Origin of the sequence: Bacillus sp. Au-Bac7, assembly GCF_021341655.1 — a bacterium.
Lineage (GTDB): Bacteria > Bacillota > Bacilli > Bacillales > Cytobacillaceae > Niallia.
On sequence record NZ_JAJTTG010000002.1, the window covers coordinates 838,632 to 853,688 of the forward strand.

General features: G+C 37.5%; 20 protein-coding genes. 1 reads left to right on the forward strand and 19 read right to left on the reverse strand.

All coding sequences use genetic code 11. The annotated features are described in order from the left end of the window. Positions 1–18 precede the first annotated feature (18 nt). The 16 genes from LXM54_RS12860 to LXM54_RS12935 form a co-directional block, all read right to left on the reverse strand. Positions 19–483, reverse strand: coding sequence for an NUDIX domain-containing protein (locus tag LXM54_RS12860; protein WP_233315563.1), 465 nt, complete (start codon positions 481–483; stop codon positions 19–21). Positions 484–485: 2 nt separating this feature from the next. Beyond that, positions 486–1,031 (reverse strand): uridine kinase, encoded by a 546-nt coding sequence (locus LXM54_RS12865; RefSeq protein ID WP_233315564.1) that lies wholly within the window; start codon positions 1,029–1,031, stop codon positions 486–488. Between the two features lie 27 nt (positions 1,032–1,058). After that, complete coding sequence (locus LXM54_RS12870; RefSeq protein WP_233315565.1) at positions 1,059–1,667, reverse strand: transglutaminase-like domain-containing protein; 609 nt, start codon at positions 1,665–1,667, stop codon at positions 1,059–1,061. A 54-nt stretch (positions 1,668–1,721) separates the two neighbouring features. Continuing rightward, complete coding sequence (locus tag LXM54_RS12875) at positions 1,722–1,919, reverse strand: acetyltransferase (RefSeq protein ID WP_233315566.1); 198 nt, start codon at positions 1,917–1,919, stop codon at positions 1,722–1,724. Positions 1,920–2,028: 109 nt separating this feature from the next. Continuing rightward, the gene (locus tag LXM54_RS12880; RefSeq protein WP_233315567.1) at positions 2,029–2,664 is read right to left on the reverse strand and encodes a GyrI-like domain-containing protein; all 636 of its coding nucleotides are present in this window, start codon (positions 2,662–2,664) and stop codon (positions 2,029–2,031) included. Then, a complete protein-coding gene (locus LXM54_RS12885) occupies positions 2,661–3,551 on the reverse strand; it encodes an anti sigma factor C-terminal domain-containing protein (protein ID WP_233315568.1) in 891 nt (296 codons plus the stop codon). The genes LXM54_RS12880 and LXM54_RS12885 overlap by 4 nt, the downstream gene beginning before the upstream one ends. Before the next feature lie 140 nt (positions 3,552–3,691). Further along, positions 3,692–4,426 (reverse strand): polysaccharide deacetylase family protein, encoded by a 735-nt coding sequence (locus tag LXM54_RS12890; RefSeq protein ID WP_233315664.1) that lies wholly within the window; start codon positions 4,424–4,426, stop codon positions 3,692–3,694. 474 nt (positions 4,427–4,900) lie between these two features. Further along, the gene (locus LXM54_RS12895; protein ID WP_233315569.1) at positions 4,901–5,497 is read right to left on the reverse strand and encodes an NADPH-dependent FMN reductase; all 597 of its coding nucleotides are present in this window, start codon (positions 5,495–5,497) and stop codon (positions 4,901–4,903) included. 16 nt (positions 5,498–5,513) lie between these two features. After that, positions 5,514–6,497, reverse strand: coding sequence for a ring-cleaving dioxygenase (locus LXM54_RS12900; protein ID WP_233315570.1), 984 nt, complete (start codon positions 6,495–6,497; stop codon positions 5,514–5,516). A gap of 144 nt (positions 6,498–6,641) precedes the next feature. Continuing rightward, entirely contained in the window at positions 6,642–7,031 is a 390-nt protein-coding gene (locus tag LXM54_RS12905; RefSeq protein ID WP_233315571.1) for a DoxX family protein, read from the reverse strand. 90 nt (positions 7,032–7,121) lie between these two features. Then, a complete protein-coding gene (locus LXM54_RS12910) occupies positions 7,122–8,060 on the reverse strand; it encodes a ring-cleaving dioxygenase (RefSeq protein ID WP_233315572.1) in 939 nt (312 codons plus the stop codon). A gap of 231 nt (positions 8,061–8,291) precedes the next feature. Then, positions 8,292–8,909, reverse strand: a complete 618-nt coding sequence (locus LXM54_RS12915) for an NUDIX hydrolase (RefSeq protein ID WP_233315573.1) — start codon at positions 8,907–8,909, stop codon at positions 8,292–8,294. Between the two features lie 12 nt (positions 8,910–8,921). After that, a complete protein-coding gene (locus tag LXM54_RS12920; protein WP_233315574.1) occupies positions 8,922–9,296 on the reverse strand; it encodes a nuclear transport factor 2 family protein in 375 nt (124 codons plus the stop codon). Between the two features lie 14 nt (positions 9,297–9,310). Then, complete coding sequence (locus LXM54_RS12925) at positions 9,311–9,559, reverse strand: hypothetical protein (protein WP_233315575.1); 249 nt, start codon at positions 9,557–9,559, stop codon at positions 9,311–9,313. A gap of 241 nt (positions 9,560–9,800) precedes the next feature. Next, positions 9,801–10,703 (reverse strand): DMT family transporter, encoded by a 903-nt coding sequence (locus tag LXM54_RS12930; RefSeq protein ID WP_233315576.1) that lies wholly within the window; start codon positions 10,701–10,703, stop codon positions 9,801–9,803. 99 nt (positions 10,704–10,802) lie between these two features. After that, positions 10,803–11,711, reverse strand: a complete 909-nt coding sequence (locus tag LXM54_RS12935; protein ID WP_233315577.1) for a DMT family transporter — start codon at positions 11,709–11,711, stop codon at positions 10,803–10,805. A 124-nt stretch (positions 11,712–11,835) separates the two neighbouring features. On the opposite strand from LXM54_RS12935, the gene LXM54_RS12940 reads away from it, so the two are divergent. Continuing rightward, positions 11,836–12,717, forward strand: coding sequence for a LysR family transcriptional regulator (locus LXM54_RS12940; protein ID WP_233315578.1), 882 nt, complete (start codon positions 11,836–11,838; stop codon positions 12,715–12,717). A 59-nt stretch (positions 12,718–12,776) separates the two neighbouring features. Here LXM54_RS12940 and LXM54_RS12945 read toward each other — a convergent pair whose 3' ends face one another. From LXM54_RS12945 to LXM54_RS12955, 3 genes are all read right to left on the reverse strand, one after another. Then, complete coding sequence (locus LXM54_RS12945) at positions 12,777–13,772, reverse strand: glycosyl hydrolase family 18 protein (protein WP_442780462.1); 996 nt, start codon at positions 13,770–13,772, stop codon at positions 12,777–12,779. Between the two features lie 363 nt (positions 13,773–14,135). Next, positions 14,136–14,582: a GNAT family N-acetyltransferase gene (locus LXM54_RS12950; protein ID WP_233315580.1), complete on the reverse strand. Its 447-nt coding sequence runs from the start codon at positions 14,580–14,582 to the stop codon at positions 14,136–14,138. A gap of 75 nt (positions 14,583–14,657) precedes the next feature. Then, positions 14,658–15,035, reverse strand: a complete 378-nt coding sequence (locus LXM54_RS12955; RefSeq protein ID WP_233315581.1) for a VOC family protein — start codon at positions 15,033–15,035, stop codon at positions 14,658–14,660. Between the last annotated feature and the right edge of the window lie 22 nt (positions 15,036–15,057).

Below are 15,057 nucleotides of genomic sequence, written 5' to 3' on the forward strand. Positions count from 1 at the left end.
TGGTTTCAAAAGCGTATATTAATTAATGTCTCCTAAATATACAGGTGTGGTGATATTTTGTGTATAGTTAATAATTTGTTGAAGCAGTTCTTTCGGATATATCCTGTAGTCAAGTAACTTATCGATAGGCAGCCATTCAAGACCGACTTGATTAGTGTCAGGATTTGCTGGTTTTATTTTTTCACTTTGACCATTTTCTATATTACAAATAAAATAATGCTCAACTTGATGGAAGTCATAATCAAACGAAGCATGCTCATGGTTTTTGCCGATATATTCGCGAATAAAAACCAATGAACCGACTTCCACTTGTTCCCCGACTTCTTCCAGGCACTCTCTTCTAACGGCCTGTTCCAATGTTTCACCGTGCTCCTGCCCGCCGCCTGGGAATAAATAAAAATACCCTTCGTCGTCTTGATTCTTCGTTAACAATAACTTGTCATTATCTATGATTATTGCTTTAGCTGAAATCCTTATATTCATTACTACTTCCGCTCCTGTTTTATGTTAGTAAATATCCTAGCTGTTATTTCTTCCAGCTGTAATGTACCATCGATTACTATATCAGCGCTTGGCTTTACTTTTTCAACCATGACTTGATATGCGCGTCTGCCTTCATTCAAGTAACTTTGACAATTTGTTCGTATTTCAGTAATAGAGCTAAACTCATCACGAACTATCCTTCGGGCCATCGCAATATCTAACGGAGTGTCTATGTAAATAGATAAATCTATCAAATGCTGCAACTGGGTATTAAGAGTGGAGAACGGATAATCTAAAATAATAATTTCAACCGCTGGATTTTCAAGTGATGAGCAAATATCGACAACAATAGGTAGAACATCCCAATCATTATAATCTCCACTTTTCTTGGCCCATTCCCCAAAGTGATGCGGTCCTTTTAACTCATAGTCATCAAAATGAATAAGTTGCACTCCTTTATTCCACTTAGCTGCTAAGTGCTTTGCTACTGCCGTTTTGCCGCCGCCAGACACAGCAGCAATAGAAATAACGTAAGGTTTATGTTTCATAGGTTTTCCTCCACCGCTCTATTAAACTCAAAGCGCTTCTGGCAAACGCTCTTTATACATGGTAATCGCATCCTTATTTTCCTTAAGGACAGCAAGTACCTTCGGATGTGGATGAACGTATATGACAGGATAGTCCACTTCACCAAGCTCCTCGTTGATAGTAAAAGCTAGTTTTTCCTTTTCAATGGAAAACTGAGCATTAACCCCTTTTTTATTGCCTCTGGCATCCAATCTAATCCATTTTGAAAGGGATTTTATATACACAGCGTTTAATGCGTGCACACAGTATCCTTCTTCAGGAGTTTGAAACAGCAGCAGCCTCTGGTAACAAAAGCCTGTTGGAATTCCTTGTGACCGCAGAATTGCTGCTAGCAAATGCGACTTAGCATAACATATGCCTTGTTTATTTGCCAACACATCTGAAGCAGCACAAGTTACGAGCTTTCCTTGTATATCCCACGAATGATAAATTTCATCACGAACAAACTCAAAAGCCTTTTTAACCTTCTCCAAGTCTGTATATGTATTAACAAACAGCTCCTCTGAGGCAGCTTGAATGAGAGCATGAGAAAAATCAACTTCAACTTGTTCTTTTAAATAATCTTGAAGATTACTAGATTCCAGAATGAGATTCATAACTATCCTCCATATCTATTTAGGAACAATTACATTAACTTACTATAAAAATATTCATTCTTTTATTTTGCTGGGATTTTCCACAAACGAACCAATAATATACCCGCAATCTGCACAATAGTATGACAGGATTGGCGAAGGCTCGCTTCTTCTATTTTCGTAAGCGTACATATGCAAAGCATTAACACCTGATGCGATAATCCCCTTCTTGATGTCACTTCCGTTGCAATTCGGACAGCTTGATTGATTCATATTCCCCACTCCAATCGAGGTTACTTGCTTCCTTGCAATAATCATACAAATATTGGTAGGTTTTAGTCAACCATATAAAAAGGGAACTGACTAAGTTCCCTTTTCCCCCTTATATTTCTGTTTGCATATGACTAATCTTATATCTTAATACTGTTTTTAATTTCGCTGAAGCTGCCTTTCTCGCATCAGATAAATATATTTCCCGGTGTTCAAGGGATATTCTCTCTAAGTTATTATTCTTAGTAAACTCATGCATTATCGCGAAGGTTTCGGGTTCATTATCATATGGACCTACATGGAGCATCTGCACACATTCTTCTTGTTCTGCTGTTTGGAAATATGCATCCTCCAGATAAGGATGAGGCTTCTTTTTCTTTACTTGTTCCATTACTAATTGGGCTAATTCTTCTGATACAAAGTCCGGCTGCCTGATCATAATCGTGTATAAAAATTCATCTTTATTTAATTCCTGCAGCTGCCTGCCTTTTTCTGTTAAGCTCCATATCCCTTCTAAAGGATAAACAGTATATTCGAAATACCCTTGAGGTGTATAGCCGCCTTTTGGCATCATCCGAATTGCATATGCAAGGGAATATAAGACCTTAATCTTTTCTACAAATTCTTCTCCATTCGGATTTCCTTGTCCATCTATCATAAAAAACTTTTGCTCTGGAACAGTCACAAGCTCTGGTTTTGCTTTTGGCAAGTACAACCCCTTTTCATGTTTTCGCCATTCATGCTTCAAAGTGCCTGATACTCCTTTTGTTGAGTAATTTTAGCGCCAATTGTAGATGCTCTGATTATCTTTAATTTCGCTAGAGTCTGCAGCTGTTCCGGTGTTCCAGAAACAACGGTGCCTCTTGCCTTAATATCCGTAACAGATGGGGCAGAGGTTTTGTTAAGCGCTGTTAAAATAAGCTGAGCTTCCTTGCGATATGTCTCTTCCTGCATTTGTTTTGCTAGCTTATTAAGAAAAAGCTGCCCTTTTATTTCGAATCCAGGCCCATTTACTGGAAAACCGATAGCCGAATGCCCTTCCACATATGTGGTGTAATCTTCTGATTGTCCTTCCTCTTCTTTTAATTTTTTATCAACCGCTGAATCCAATTCGACCCATAGCCAATTAACATGCTTGGTGCCTAAAATATCTTCCAGCTCTGTTAATGAATAAGGCTTATCAAAGGAAATTGCGGCCTCCATCAATGTGTTTGTATCTTCTGTAACTGCTTTGTTCAGTTCTTGAGGAAGTGTAGCATACTCTACTTTCGGATCAAAAAAAAGCAGTTCATTGCTTTCTTCGCCCTCAACCTTCATCTCTGCGGAACTTATCAATTCCTCACTCCCAAGAATGTTTACCTTTTGCTCCATTGAACCAGACAAAATAATCTGATTTCCAACCTTTTTTTCCATTTGAAAATACGCAACTGCACTTAATAAATGATACTCCTTTCCATTACTCTTCCATTCTGTATTTGCACCCTTCACTTCATTTAAGACCATATTTTCCTGTTCCACTTGCCTTTTTAGATTAAGTATTGCTGCTGTGTAAATACAACCTATGATAATACATAATGCGATACCACCTATTAATAGCTGTCTATTTTTACTAATAGAAAGTTTCGTTAAAGTCATTCCTTTACATCCCCCCCTTTAATTAAGCTGCTTTTTTCTATCATATCTTATCTGATGGTAAGCGTCTTCACTTTAGCAAAAAATGCCATATAATATTCATATTTTTCGCCAGCTTGGCAAAGAGTACACACCATTCCACCCTAATTTCCTTCCACTATTTTTGTAAATTCATCCAATGAGGTTGTGTACTTAATATAAATACGAGGCAGCAGATACTCCCCATCTTTCAAGCCTTCGTTAGCGTAATAGGCAGGAGTTGTAGTAAGTCCAAATTTATAGTACCTCTTTGCTTGCTCCATAACGCTACTGTTAAAGCTCCCATACGGATAGGCAACTGCTATCACTGGTTTGCCAGTAATCGTTTGAATAGTGTCTCGCGATCCTTTTAGTTCTGCTCGATAGTTTGTTATTTTTGTTAAATCAGGGTGTGTTGCTGTATGAGACTGGATGGAGATAATCCCAGAATCAGCAAGTTCTTTTAGTTCTGCATTCGATAACCGATTAGAGCGACCAATAAAATCTGCGATAACAAAAAATGTTGCAGTCGGTTGGAATTGCTCTGTTTTCAATTTCCGAAAAATCTTATATACTTCCCAGTTATTTTTGTATCCATCATCAAATGTAAGAAAAATCGGCTTGTTAACCTTTGAAATGTCCTGCCAGCGCTCAAATGTTAATAAAGTGAAGCCAGCTTTTCGTAAATATTCAATTTGCTTTTCAAAGTTTTCAGGAGTAACATACAACTCTTTGGAGCCTTGTCCGGAAAATTCGTCAATTGAATGATAAATTAAGATTGGCACTTTTTGTTGAGCGGAAACAGAAGGTGGTATAACAAGGATGGTAAAAAGGAAAAGAAATATTCTAAGCATTTTCATCAATACAACCTCACCTTATTTTCTTTTTTTGTAGTTTCTCGCTATTAGTGGCTAATTATGTTTAGCCTTACTAGATAAGGTAATGGTCAAAGAGAAAATTTCAGTAGGTTAAATCTGTTATTAATGTTAATATTTTGTATAAGGAAGGAGCGTTTCCTATTTGTACAAACACAAACTTAATACAATAATAATTACAAGCATTTTTATTCTCATCATTGGTTTATTAGCTATTAACTTGATTGTTAAAAATCATCAGGAAAATAACCTTATTATTGAGAAATGTTTTGATCATTTCGAGAAGGTTGAGTCGGTAGTAATTAAGAAGGATAGTTTCTGGTCTCCAGTTACTTGTGAAAAAAAATAGATATATTACCTCAATAATCAGTGGGTAAGAAACTATAGAAAAGGATTCAATCAGCATTCTTCCAAAAAAAAGCCTGTGCACTGAAGCACAAGCTTTTTTTACTAACTAATTTATTTACGGATTGTTTTTAGAGCAGTAGACCATGGAATTACTTGGTCTAGCATTTGGTTAACAGAATCTGCTTGCACTTCTTTCGGTTTAAATTCTGTGCCGTTTTCAAAATCAGTGAACAAGGACAATGCTGGATGAACACGAACATCTGCAACTAGCAGCTCACCTAAAATGCCGCGTAAATGTTCTGCAGCGCGTGCTCCTCCGACTGAGCCGTACGATACAATTCCTGCTGCTTTGTTATTCCATTCATCACGCAGGAAGTCTAAAGCATTTTTTAAAGCACCTGTAATGGAGTGGTTGTATTCCTGCACAATAAACACGAATCCATCTTGTTTAGCAATAATTTCTGACCATGCTGCTGCACCTGATGCGTCTGCTCCTGGCTCACCAAGGAATGGCAATTTATAATCTGCAATATCAATGATTGTGTAGTTTGCGTCACCGCGTTTGTCTGCTAGTTCTTTTACCCATGCTCCTACTTGTGGACTTACACGTCCCTCACGAGTTGATCCTAATACGATTCCAATATTTAATTTTTCCATTTTTACTACCTCCTCTTGTTTTGTTCCAAATAATTTATTGAAAAAACCCATGTTCATTCCCCTTTTATTACAAGTATTCTTTGTCTATTTCTAAATTGCTGCGAACAGTGTTAATCGGACGGACAAGCTTCTCAATCTCTTCCCGTTTTGATTCAAAAAATGGTGGCAGTGATAATTTTTCGCCTAGTGTTTCATATGGCTCATCCCCCATAAACCCAGGCCCATCTGTTGCTAGTTCGAATAATATTTGTGGTGCAACATTAGAGTACAGTGATCCGAAGTAGTAACGCTCTACAAACCCGGAGTTTGGCAACTTAAAGCTTGCTAAACGGCTTTGCCACTGATCTAATTCTTTGCGATCGGCAACGCGGAAGGCAGCATGGTGAACAGTACCGAAGCCTTGTCTTGCTTGTGGAAGGGTATTATTGAATTCCACAATAACTTGTGCTCCGTTGCCGCCTTCTCCCATTTCAAACAGATGGAAGGAGCCTTCCTGAGCTGCTTCTCTCATTAAAAATACTTTTTCTAACACTTCTTTGAAATAATCAAAGTAAGAGGTGCGAACAAAGATTGGGCCAAGTCCAGTAATAGCATTTTCCAATGGAACTGGACCATTTTGCCAAGGTGTACCTGCTGCAACCCCTTCATTCTGTTCATCTGAAATCAACTGATATTGCTGGTCATCAAAATCAGCAAATGAAAGTATCTTTTTCCCAAATTGTTCTTGAATACCTTTATGCTTCACATCGTATTTGTCAAAACGTTTCACCCAATACTCAAGAGCTGCATCTGTCGGCACGCGGAAGGAGGTTTTGGAAATCTCGTTTGTGCCATGCACTCCCTTTGGAATACCAGGGAAATCAAAGAATGTCATATCTGTCCCAGGACTTCCAACATCATCAGTAAAGTATAAATGATATGTTTGAATGTCATCTTGATTGACTGTTTTTTTCACGAGACGCAATCCTAAAACGTATGTGAAAAATTCATAAATTTTTTCAGCGCTGCTAGTTATAGCGGTAATGTGATGAAGTCCTTTTAACTCATTCATGTAAGTTATCCTCCTATTTTTTATCTCGATTTCGAGATATGAGCGAAAAAAATATAAATACCTTTAATTAAAATATCTCTAATTCGTGATAATTATAACATTAACTTTTATTACGGTCAATACTAGTGTACCTCTAAATTTTCATTATAAACTTAATGCAAATGCTCCTGGACCAATTAATGCAAGTCCTATTGCCACAACTATTAGCATTAGGTTATATTCAAACCCGCCACCACCAGCAGCGAAGCCTTTAGAACCATGCACCTTTACAATTGCTCCTGCCATAATAATGGTTATAATAACTGCTGCTACAGGTAAAAACAAACCGAGAATCATTAAAATCCCACTTACAAATTCGCCCAGACCGCTTAAAAACGCTGCCGGAATACCTGGCTTTACACCGATTGACTCAAACCATCCGCCTGTTCCTTTAATACCATGTCCTCCAAATAAGCCAAACAGCTTCTGAGATCCATAATATAAAAACACAATTCCAACCATTATTCTAATTATAAGCAAACCTACATCTTCCATTACTATCTTCTCCTTTTTTATTCCATTTTATTTTACGAATGCTATCTAAAAACCTGGCGGGTGAAGCCATTGAAAATGGCTTCTGCCCTGTTAATCAAGTGGTCTTACTTCTATCGGAATAAGCACTTTTTCAAGCTGTGCTCTATGCTGCTCGTATTGAGCTGGCAGCTTTAAACTCTCTCCCATTGTTTGTTGAGATTCATCATGCGCAAATCCTGGAGGATCTGTTGCAATCTCGAATAAAATTTCTCCGTGTTCTTTAAAGTAAATGGCATTAAAGTAGTTTCTGTCACGAACAGCTGTTACTCCATAACCATTGTCTGCAATATATTCCTGCCAATCTAAGTGGTCTGCGTCATCAATAGCACGCCATGCAATATGGTGGACTGTTCCGACTCCCATCTGACCGCGGCCAATAGATGTTAATTTCAGATCGATGATATTACCAATATCAGCTGTTGCACGGTAGCGGGCAAAATCTCCTTCTTTGCCGACTAATTCAAGACCCATCACATTTTCCAGCAAGTCAGCCGTTTTTTCTGGCTGTGCGGATAATAAAGTAGCTCCAGCAAAACCTTTTATTGCGACTTCTGGAGTCACGCCACCAAAAGTCCATGTGTTTGTTTCTCCGTCTGCTCTTTCGACTATTTCTAGATGAAGACCATGTGGGTCATCGAATTCAAGATACTGTTCTCCAAATCTCTCCATTTTAGTAAATGGTATTTGGAAACTTTCCAGCCTTTTTTCCCAGAATGCCATTGCTCCTGCTGGCACTGCATACGCAGTAACACCAACTTGCCCATCTCCGATTACTCCTTGTTTTGCTCCGGCCCATGGAAAGAAGGTGATGATGGTACCAGGTTTTCCTCCTTCATTACCAAAGTATAGATGATATGTTCCTGGATCATCGAAGTTGACTGTTTGCTTTACTAATCTTAAGCCTAGAACCCCTGCATAAAAGTCTACATTTTCTTGTGGATGGCCGACAATTGCTGTAATGTGGTGAATTCCCATTGTTTTTTTGCTCATTATTTCTTCCTCCGCTTCATTAATTCATAATCTTTAGCATTTTCCATTTCATTGTTTACTTACACTTGTAATTGCATCCACTGTTAAGTGAATTTATTTCGAATTCGAGATATTTAACAAAAATAAAAGCAAAAACTTTTTTGTTTATCTCGATTTAAGATATCTTGAATATGAGATAATAATAAAACAAATATTAGTAAGTGTCAATACAAAAAAAAACTTTTTTAAAGATTAATCAAAATAAACTGGCTCATTAGCGTTATAATGATGTTTAAAAGCTATCTGGATTTGTGCTTCTGTATTTCTTGGCAGAGATAAAGGCGGCAACGCATCCTCCGCAAAAAATTGAACTTCACTTGTTTCTATTCCAACCTCAGCATTTCCGCCAATAATTTTACAGTGTATTAGTATCTTATATACATGTGAAGGAGACGGTGGATGGCCATGAAATTTCTTATCAAACACAGCCATTAATTTTGTTGCTTTCACATCAAACCCCGATTCCTCTTTCACTTCTTTAACAGCCACTTCACTTGGTGACAGTCCAATATCTCCCCAGCCGCCAGGTAGCGCCCATTTACCGTCAGTCTTTTCTTTCACCAATAAGATTCTGTTATTTTTAAACACAGCTGCTCTAATATCTACCTTTGGGGTGGCATACCCTGTTTCATTGGCAAACAAGTCTTTAATAATAGTGGAATCCACCTCTGTATGCATAGCCATTATCTCTACACTTATTTTACGGATTGCTTCGAACCTTTCTATATCATATACATCCTTTGAATACGATAAGCCTGCTTGGGAAATCGCTTGTAGTTGCTTCGACCATTCCAGCCATTTAGGTTCCATTTACTTACCCCCTTATACTCTTATTAAATATGTAGTCATTTCCTTAATGATATTTTTACCAGCACTAACGAAGCTGTAAACATGACAGAAGGAAATTTGGCTGTTATTAGCTGTTTTATAGCTGCCGTTAGCGGCGGCCGTACTGCCATGTGTAATAATATGATGGATTCCGACTTCCACTATGTTATCAGTGCAATTTTTATTGAAGCTATCTAATACTTCTTTTTTTCCACAAATTCTGTCACTCCCTGCTATTGTCCAAATAATATCAGCAGCGAAAGTTGCTTCCAGCTCAAAAATGTCTTTTTTTGCGGAAGCTATAAGATGATTTTGGATAAAAAGCTTCTTAGGGGAGTTCCCACAATCTTTTGCACTCACTACTTTCATGCTACCCCCCCTTATTAATTAAATGCCCCAGAACTATACTTATCCACCAACAATGACTGAATATATTCTCTGCATTCAGCTGACAAAAATGATCTTTTGGCATGTATAAGATCTCCGTACGGCATAGCTCCGACAAATTTCACCTCGCCGGCAAAGTTTTTCTCTAAGTTAGCATCAAAACCTGCTAACTTTACAAATATAGTTTGCTGACCTGTCTTTTCAAAGTCTATTATGGTCAGCTCATGATGACGTGCTTGTGACATTTGTTACCCCCTGATTGAAATTACTCCTATATGTTCATTTTATAAAAAGGCTATATCCACATTATTATGTTCAGGCGCGGGATGCAAGCAAAAATAACAAATTTCTTGGTTTTAATCCTTCGCAGCTTATGTAATATTCCACATTTTGTATTTTTTGATAGATTTTAATAAAATTTATAGTTTGCCGGCAAAAAATCAAAGAGCCTTTTACACACAAAAGGCTCTTTTCATGGAGATAAATTTATCCTTCTATTTGAGTTTTCACTCGTCTCGGTTTCAGCTTAATATTCACAAAACAGATACTGATGATGATACAGATAAGTCCAAGCACAAGCTTGAAAGTAATCGATTCATTTAAAACGATAGAGCTGCAAAAAATCGCAATCAGCGGGATGAGAAAGGTGTAGGAACCTACTTTGCTTGCTTCTCCAGAGCCTACTAGGGTGAAGTAAGCAAGCCACCCAAAGGCGATGACAAAGATGGAAATGAACAGCAAATTAGCAATAAACGGCATTTGCCACTCAATACTTGACCAGCTTTCTATGCTTGAACCTACACCTAACAGGAAAAGCCCTCCAATGAGGAGCTGCATTGTGACCATCCAAATAGAATCAACAGAACTACCTGTCTTCTTAACAAATACAGTTCCTAATCCCCAGCCAATTGCTGAACCAAGCGCAAGTAGAATACCAAGCATAGAGATATCACCTGTTAACCCGCCAGTACTGATAATGGCAACACCAGCAAAGCCAAGTATCAAGCCGATGATTTTCCACCCGTACATAGACTCTCCAAGCCAAATCCATGAGAATATTCCCAGCAGAACTGGTTCAATAAAGACGATGCTTGAAAATAATCCAGCTGGCATATAGCCTAAGCCTACTGTTTGAAATCCGTAAAATATGATGATGTTTAATATTGCAGAAATTACGTATAAGTGCCATGTTTCTTTAAATCTTAATTGCTTTATTCTTGGCAATGCAAACACAAGCAATATCAATCCTCCAAGTACTGTTCTAATTCCTGCAAACAGCAATGGAGGTGTGTAGCTAAGCGCCATTTTAGATAACGGCCAGTTGACTCCCCAGACAATAACGAGAAAAGTCAGAATCAATACTGTTCTTGTTCGAGATATTTTATTCATCGGTTTAACCTCTCCCCTATGTTTAAAAGCAGTATTTCTCCCATGAAAAGAGTATCTCAAACGTGTTCAGACTACAAATAATACGCTCTATTGTGATTTTTACACAGGCTGTTTTGTCTTTAGTTCAACTTGCTGCTTCCTTTTTGCTTTTCCTATCTTATCTGTGTTAATACTTGCGGTCAACACGCCACAAAGCACAAGTAATGCCCCTACATATCCTTGCAGGCCGATATTTTCCTGGAGAAAAACAAAGGCAAACACGGCTGCAAAAATCGGCTCCAGCGCAAATAAAAAACCTGTCATTTCAGGTGTAGTATGCTTTTGCGCAATCGGCTGCATTACAAATCCATATGCAGAACAAATCAGCGCTAAACCGAGAATTGCCAACCAATCCATCCCCGCTTGAGGCAGCGTGAGATTATCAAATAGGAATATCCCGCTAATCGCAGCATAAATGGCCGCAAAACCAAGCTGATACACACCGAGCTTTAATGGATCTGCTACCTTTATAAAGCGGTTTGTCACGATAATATGCACTGCATAAAAAAGTGCTCCAGCTAAACAGTAGAGAGCTCCAGCTGACAAGGCAAAATCATCGCCTAATGACAGAAGCGAAAGTCCGATAGACACAATGATAACTCCTAAAGTAATCTTTGTACTTGGCCATTTCCGATTAATAATTGCTTGCAAAACAGGAACTAAAATCACTGTTGTGCTAGTCAGGAAACCTGCAGTGGATGCGGTGGTGCTTTTCATTCCAATTGAAAGAAACATAAAAATTCCTAATAAAAGCAATCCTGTAATCATACTATATTTCAATGTCTTCCTATCTATTGGAAAAATCCGTTTTGAAAACAATAAAGCCATTACGATAAATGCAATCCCAAATCGCAGGGACACCATTGTCATAGGTGATACGGTATCAGCCAAAAGCTTCATAAAAATATATGAAGTTCCCCATCCCATCGAGACAGTAGCTAAAATCAAATTTGCCTTTTTTTGTGTCATAGTGCCTAAGCCCTTCCCTCTACTTATATTCTTCTGGATTTATATTAGCAACTGTATTTACATTAGTAAAACGAATATTTATAATTTAACCATTAGAAACCCTAATGCTTTAGGAGGGATGGAAATGAATCCATATTACGCCTTTATCAAAGCGATTGAAACAGGCAGTTTTACGAAAGCTGCCGAACAGCTTGGCTATACGCAATCAGCCGTCAGTCAAATGATACATACACTTGAAAAAGAGCTTTCATCTACGTTAATCATACGATCTCGAACAGGGATAACACTGACCCCTGACGGAGAAGAACTTCTCCCATTCATCAGGAAAATATATAATTCTCATCGAGAGCTGATTGAGAGACGAAAAGAAATGGAAGGTCTTGAAAGCGGGCTTATACGGATTGGCACCTTTTCGAGTGTCTCCAGCCAGTGGCTACCAAGACTAATGAAGGATTTTAAAGAGAAGTATCCAGCTGTTCATTTTGAACTGCATCAAGGAGATTATACGGACATCGCCAATTGGATTAAAGAAGGAAGTGTCGATTTTGGCTTTGTAAATCCATATGGAATAACAAATCTGACAATAATCAGATTACAAGCTGATGATATGCTTGCTGTCTTGCCAGTAGATCATCCATTGGCAAGCCTTGATCGTATTCCCCTCCACAGCTTGACCGAAGATCCCTTCATTCTGTTAGAGGAAGGTGAAGTCAGTGAAGCTTTGACTACTTTTGAGCAACACCGTTTTGAACCAAATATTCACTACCACGTACATGATGACTATACGATTATGTCCATGATAGAACAGGGACTTGGCATTTCTATTTTGCCTGGTCTTGTGCTCCAAAGATGCCCTTACCGCATCAGCACAAAACCACTCATCCCTTCTGTTGTACGCACCATCAGCCTTGCATACAAAGACAAACGAGTACTGCCGATTGCCTGCAGGCATTTTATTGATTTTGTATTAGAGAGATATCGGGAGCCTAAAGTCATTAAAAAATAGAATTAAAAACAGAGACAATTTGAAGAATTGTCTCTGTTTTAGTTCATAGAATAGTAAACTTATTTAATCCCTTGCTGAATCGCTTTCCAAAAGCTTGTTGATTCATGGCCAAGTGCATAGACTGATACACCGCCAAGTTTATATTTTTTTACGAGTTTTGTTTTCTTCTCAATGGTTGATACATTTTCATACCAGACAACATGCTTTCGCTTCTGATTATCATTATAAGTAAAAAATACAGACGCTGTCACTTTATCATATGTAGGTTTTACTTTATGTTTTTTCAAAAGCTCCTGAATATAATCCCACTGCACTAGTTTATTTTGTGCAGAGTCATCCAGATTCCAATCATATCCATACGCTGGAATCCCCATAAGTATTTTCTTTGATTTTATATTTTTTATTGAATAGTCCAATGTATCCTGTAACCAATCTCTACTTGCTATAGATCCAGAATCTCCCCAAGAACCATGTTCATCATACGTCATCACTTGAACATAATCGGCATATTTGCCAATTTGTTTGTAATCATACGGCCAAGTCCAATCATTCTTCTTATCATCGGATGATTTTGCCGGCACAGATACCATTGTTTTCACTTTTTCTTTATGCAGAGCGGAGGAGGCTGCTTTAATAAGATTAGAATAGTTTGAACGATCAATTGGGTTAATTGCTTCAAAATCGATATTAACTCCGCTATATCCATTTTCCTTCGATAAGCTTATCAGTTGTTTTATAAATCTATTCTTTGCTTCCTTATCCGTCATAATTATATGTGCTAACTCTGCATCAAAATCAGTTTCCCCAAAGTTAGAAATAACTGCATATGTTTTTATCTGCTTCTTTTTTGCATACCCCAGTTCATTTTCTGGTGTCGCTCCTACTATATAGCCATTTTCATTAAATGAAAAAGTATCTGTCGCTATCGTGTTTATATATTTATGAAAGGATGTCAGTGACTTATAAGAATCATTATCTCCAGTTGTATAGCCAAGGATCATTTCCTTATCTCCGTTAGCTTTAGCATTATTATAAATATAGGCACTAGCCACCATTGCTGAAACAGCGAAAATAATTATAAATATCCACGGTTTTTTCAAGTTTTTTCCTCCATTACTGCTTACATTATCCGAATAGTAATATTTTACCGTAAGATGTTAGGTTGGGGCTTATATGAAAGTAAAAAAAGAGGTTTTATCCATTTACATATCCTAATAGTTAAAGGTCATCAGGGAATTCTGATGACCTTTAACTATTAAAATATCCAATTATAGCACGGTTTTTCTGTTTTATTAATATCTCCAAATAAAGGAAGACTTGTCAGCATTTTCGCTAGAGCGACAGCGCGAATGGAAATTATCAGAAATACAGAGACCAATCATTTCAGCTAGTCGGATTACTAGAGAAAATATTAGCTGTTAAACTGTCCATTCATATTGAATATCAGGTAGATTCTCTTCATTTTCATGTCCTCTGCCAATGATCCTAAAACCATTCTTCTCATAAAAACGTTGTGCGTTTACATTAACTTCAAATGTATATAATGATAATTTCCCACTGGATTGTTCTTTTGCCTTGTCTAATAATGTTTGACCTATCCCGATTCCTTGATAGTCCAGATGGATATAAAGCTGGCTTATTTCCCTATCATTATAGGCAATCATTCCAACGATTTTGTCATCAGCTATCGCCAATTCTATTTTAAATTTGTCAGGCAATATATCATTTAAAAAGGTAATCTGGTTTTCCATACTATGAACTTCTTTTTGACCAATAGCTTTTTCCTTGCTGTCTCTCCACATCTTGACCGTCTGGTCAGCATACATAGGATGGTAAGGGCTTATGATGTAGTTGTGTCGGGCCATACTACGATACCTCTTCTCTCCGTTTCTATTTCCTCTTCCCATATTGTTTTTTGAGGAGATACTTATTTTAACGAGTTATTTTTCCATTACTGCAAAATAGTTTTCTTCATTATCTGCAAAGTTAAATACTCGGCCAGATGGCATATTTACAATCTCGCCAACTGTTATTTTTTTGTTTACTAACTCACTGTATAATTGATCAAGATTGTCTGTGAAAAACATTAAAGATGGTGTAGCAAGATTTAATCCTGGCGACATTTTAGCAACGAATTCTTTATTATGCAAAATGATGCTCGTTTCCGCTCCTTCTTTTGGAGCAATTTCAATCCATCTCATTCCTTGATTGTTGTTTTCTTCAGAGATTACAGCAAACCCTAATTTTTCTGTCCAGAAGTTCACTGCCTCATCTTGGTTATGAACATATAACATAATTTGACCGACTCTACTAAACATTTACCTTTCACTCCTTTTAAAA

What these genes read in the sequence shown, in the direction of transcription:
- LXM54_RS12860 (WP_233315563.1), bottom strand. Translation starts at nt 483, where the DNA reads ATGAATATAAGGATTTCAGCTAAAGCAATAATCATAGATAATGACAAG.
- LXM54_RS12865 (WP_233315564.1), bottom strand. Translation starts at nt 1,031, where the DNA reads ATGAAACATAAACCTTACGTTATTTCTATTGCTGCTGTGTCTGGCGGC.
- LXM54_RS12870 (WP_233315565.1), bottom strand. Translation starts at nt 1,667, where the DNA reads ATGAATCTCATTCTGGAATCTAGTAATCTTCAAGATTATTTAAAAGAA.
- LXM54_RS12875 (WP_233315566.1), bottom strand. Translation starts at nt 1,919, where the DNA reads ATGAATCAATCAAGCTGTCCGAATTGCAACGGAAGTGACATCAAGAAG.
- LXM54_RS12885 (WP_233315568.1), bottom strand. Translation starts at nt 3,551, where the DNA reads ATGACTTTAACGAAACTTTCTATTAGTAAAAATAGACAGCTATTAATA.
- LXM54_RS12890 (WP_233315664.1), bottom strand. Translation starts at nt 4,426, where the DNA reads ATGAAAATGCTTAGAATATTTCTTTTCCTTTTTACCATCCTTGTTATA.
- LXM54_RS12895 (WP_233315569.1), bottom strand. Translation starts at nt 5,497, where the DNA reads ATGGGTTTTTTCAATAAATTATTTGGAACAAAACAAGAGGAGGTAGTA.
- LXM54_RS12900 (WP_233315570.1), bottom strand. Translation starts at nt 6,497, where the DNA reads ATGAATGAGTTAAAAGGACTTCATCACATTACCGCTATAACTAGCAGC.
- LXM54_RS12905 (WP_233315571.1), bottom strand. Translation starts at nt 7,031, where the DNA reads ATGGAAGATGTAGGTTTGCTTATAATTAGAATAATGGTTGGAATTGTG.
- LXM54_RS12910 (WP_233315572.1), bottom strand. Translation starts at nt 8,060, where the DNA reads ATGAGCAAAAAAACAATGGGAATTCACCACATTACAGCAATTGTCGGC.
- LXM54_RS12915 (WP_233315573.1), bottom strand. Translation starts at nt 8,909, where the DNA reads ATGGAACCTAAATGGCTGGAATGGTCGAAGCAACTACAAGCGATTTCC.
- LXM54_RS12920 (WP_233315574.1), bottom strand. Translation starts at nt 9,296, where the DNA reads ATGAAAGTAGTGAGTGCAAAAGATTGTGGGAACTCCCCTAAGAAGCTT.
- LXM54_RS12925 (WP_233315575.1), bottom strand. Translation starts at nt 9,559, where the DNA reads ATGTCACAAGCACGTCATCATGAGCTGACCATAATAGACTTTGAAAAG.
- LXM54_RS12930 (WP_233315576.1), bottom strand. Translation starts at nt 10,703, where the DNA reads ATGAATAAAATATCTCGAACAAGAACAGTATTGATTCTGACTTTTCTC.
- LXM54_RS12935 (WP_233315577.1), bottom strand. Translation starts at nt 11,711, where the DNA reads ATGACACAAAAAAAGGCAAATTTGATTTTAGCTACTGTCTCGATGGGA.
- LXM54_RS12940 (WP_233315578.1), top strand. Translation starts at nt 11,836, where the DNA reads ATGAATCCATATTACGCCTTTATCAAAGCGATTGAAACAGGCAGTTTT.
- LXM54_RS12945 (WP_442780462.1), bottom strand. Translation starts at nt 13,772, where the DNA reads ATGGTGGCTAGTGCCTATATTTATAATAATGCTAAAGCTAACGGAGAT.
- LXM54_RS12950 (WP_233315580.1), bottom strand. Translation starts at nt 14,582, where the DNA reads ATGGCCCGACACAACTACATCATAAGCCCTTACCATCCTATGTATGCT.
- LXM54_RS12955 (WP_233315581.1), bottom strand. Translation starts at nt 15,035, where the DNA reads ATGTTTAGTAGAGTCGGTCAAATTATGTTATATGTTCATAACCAAGAT.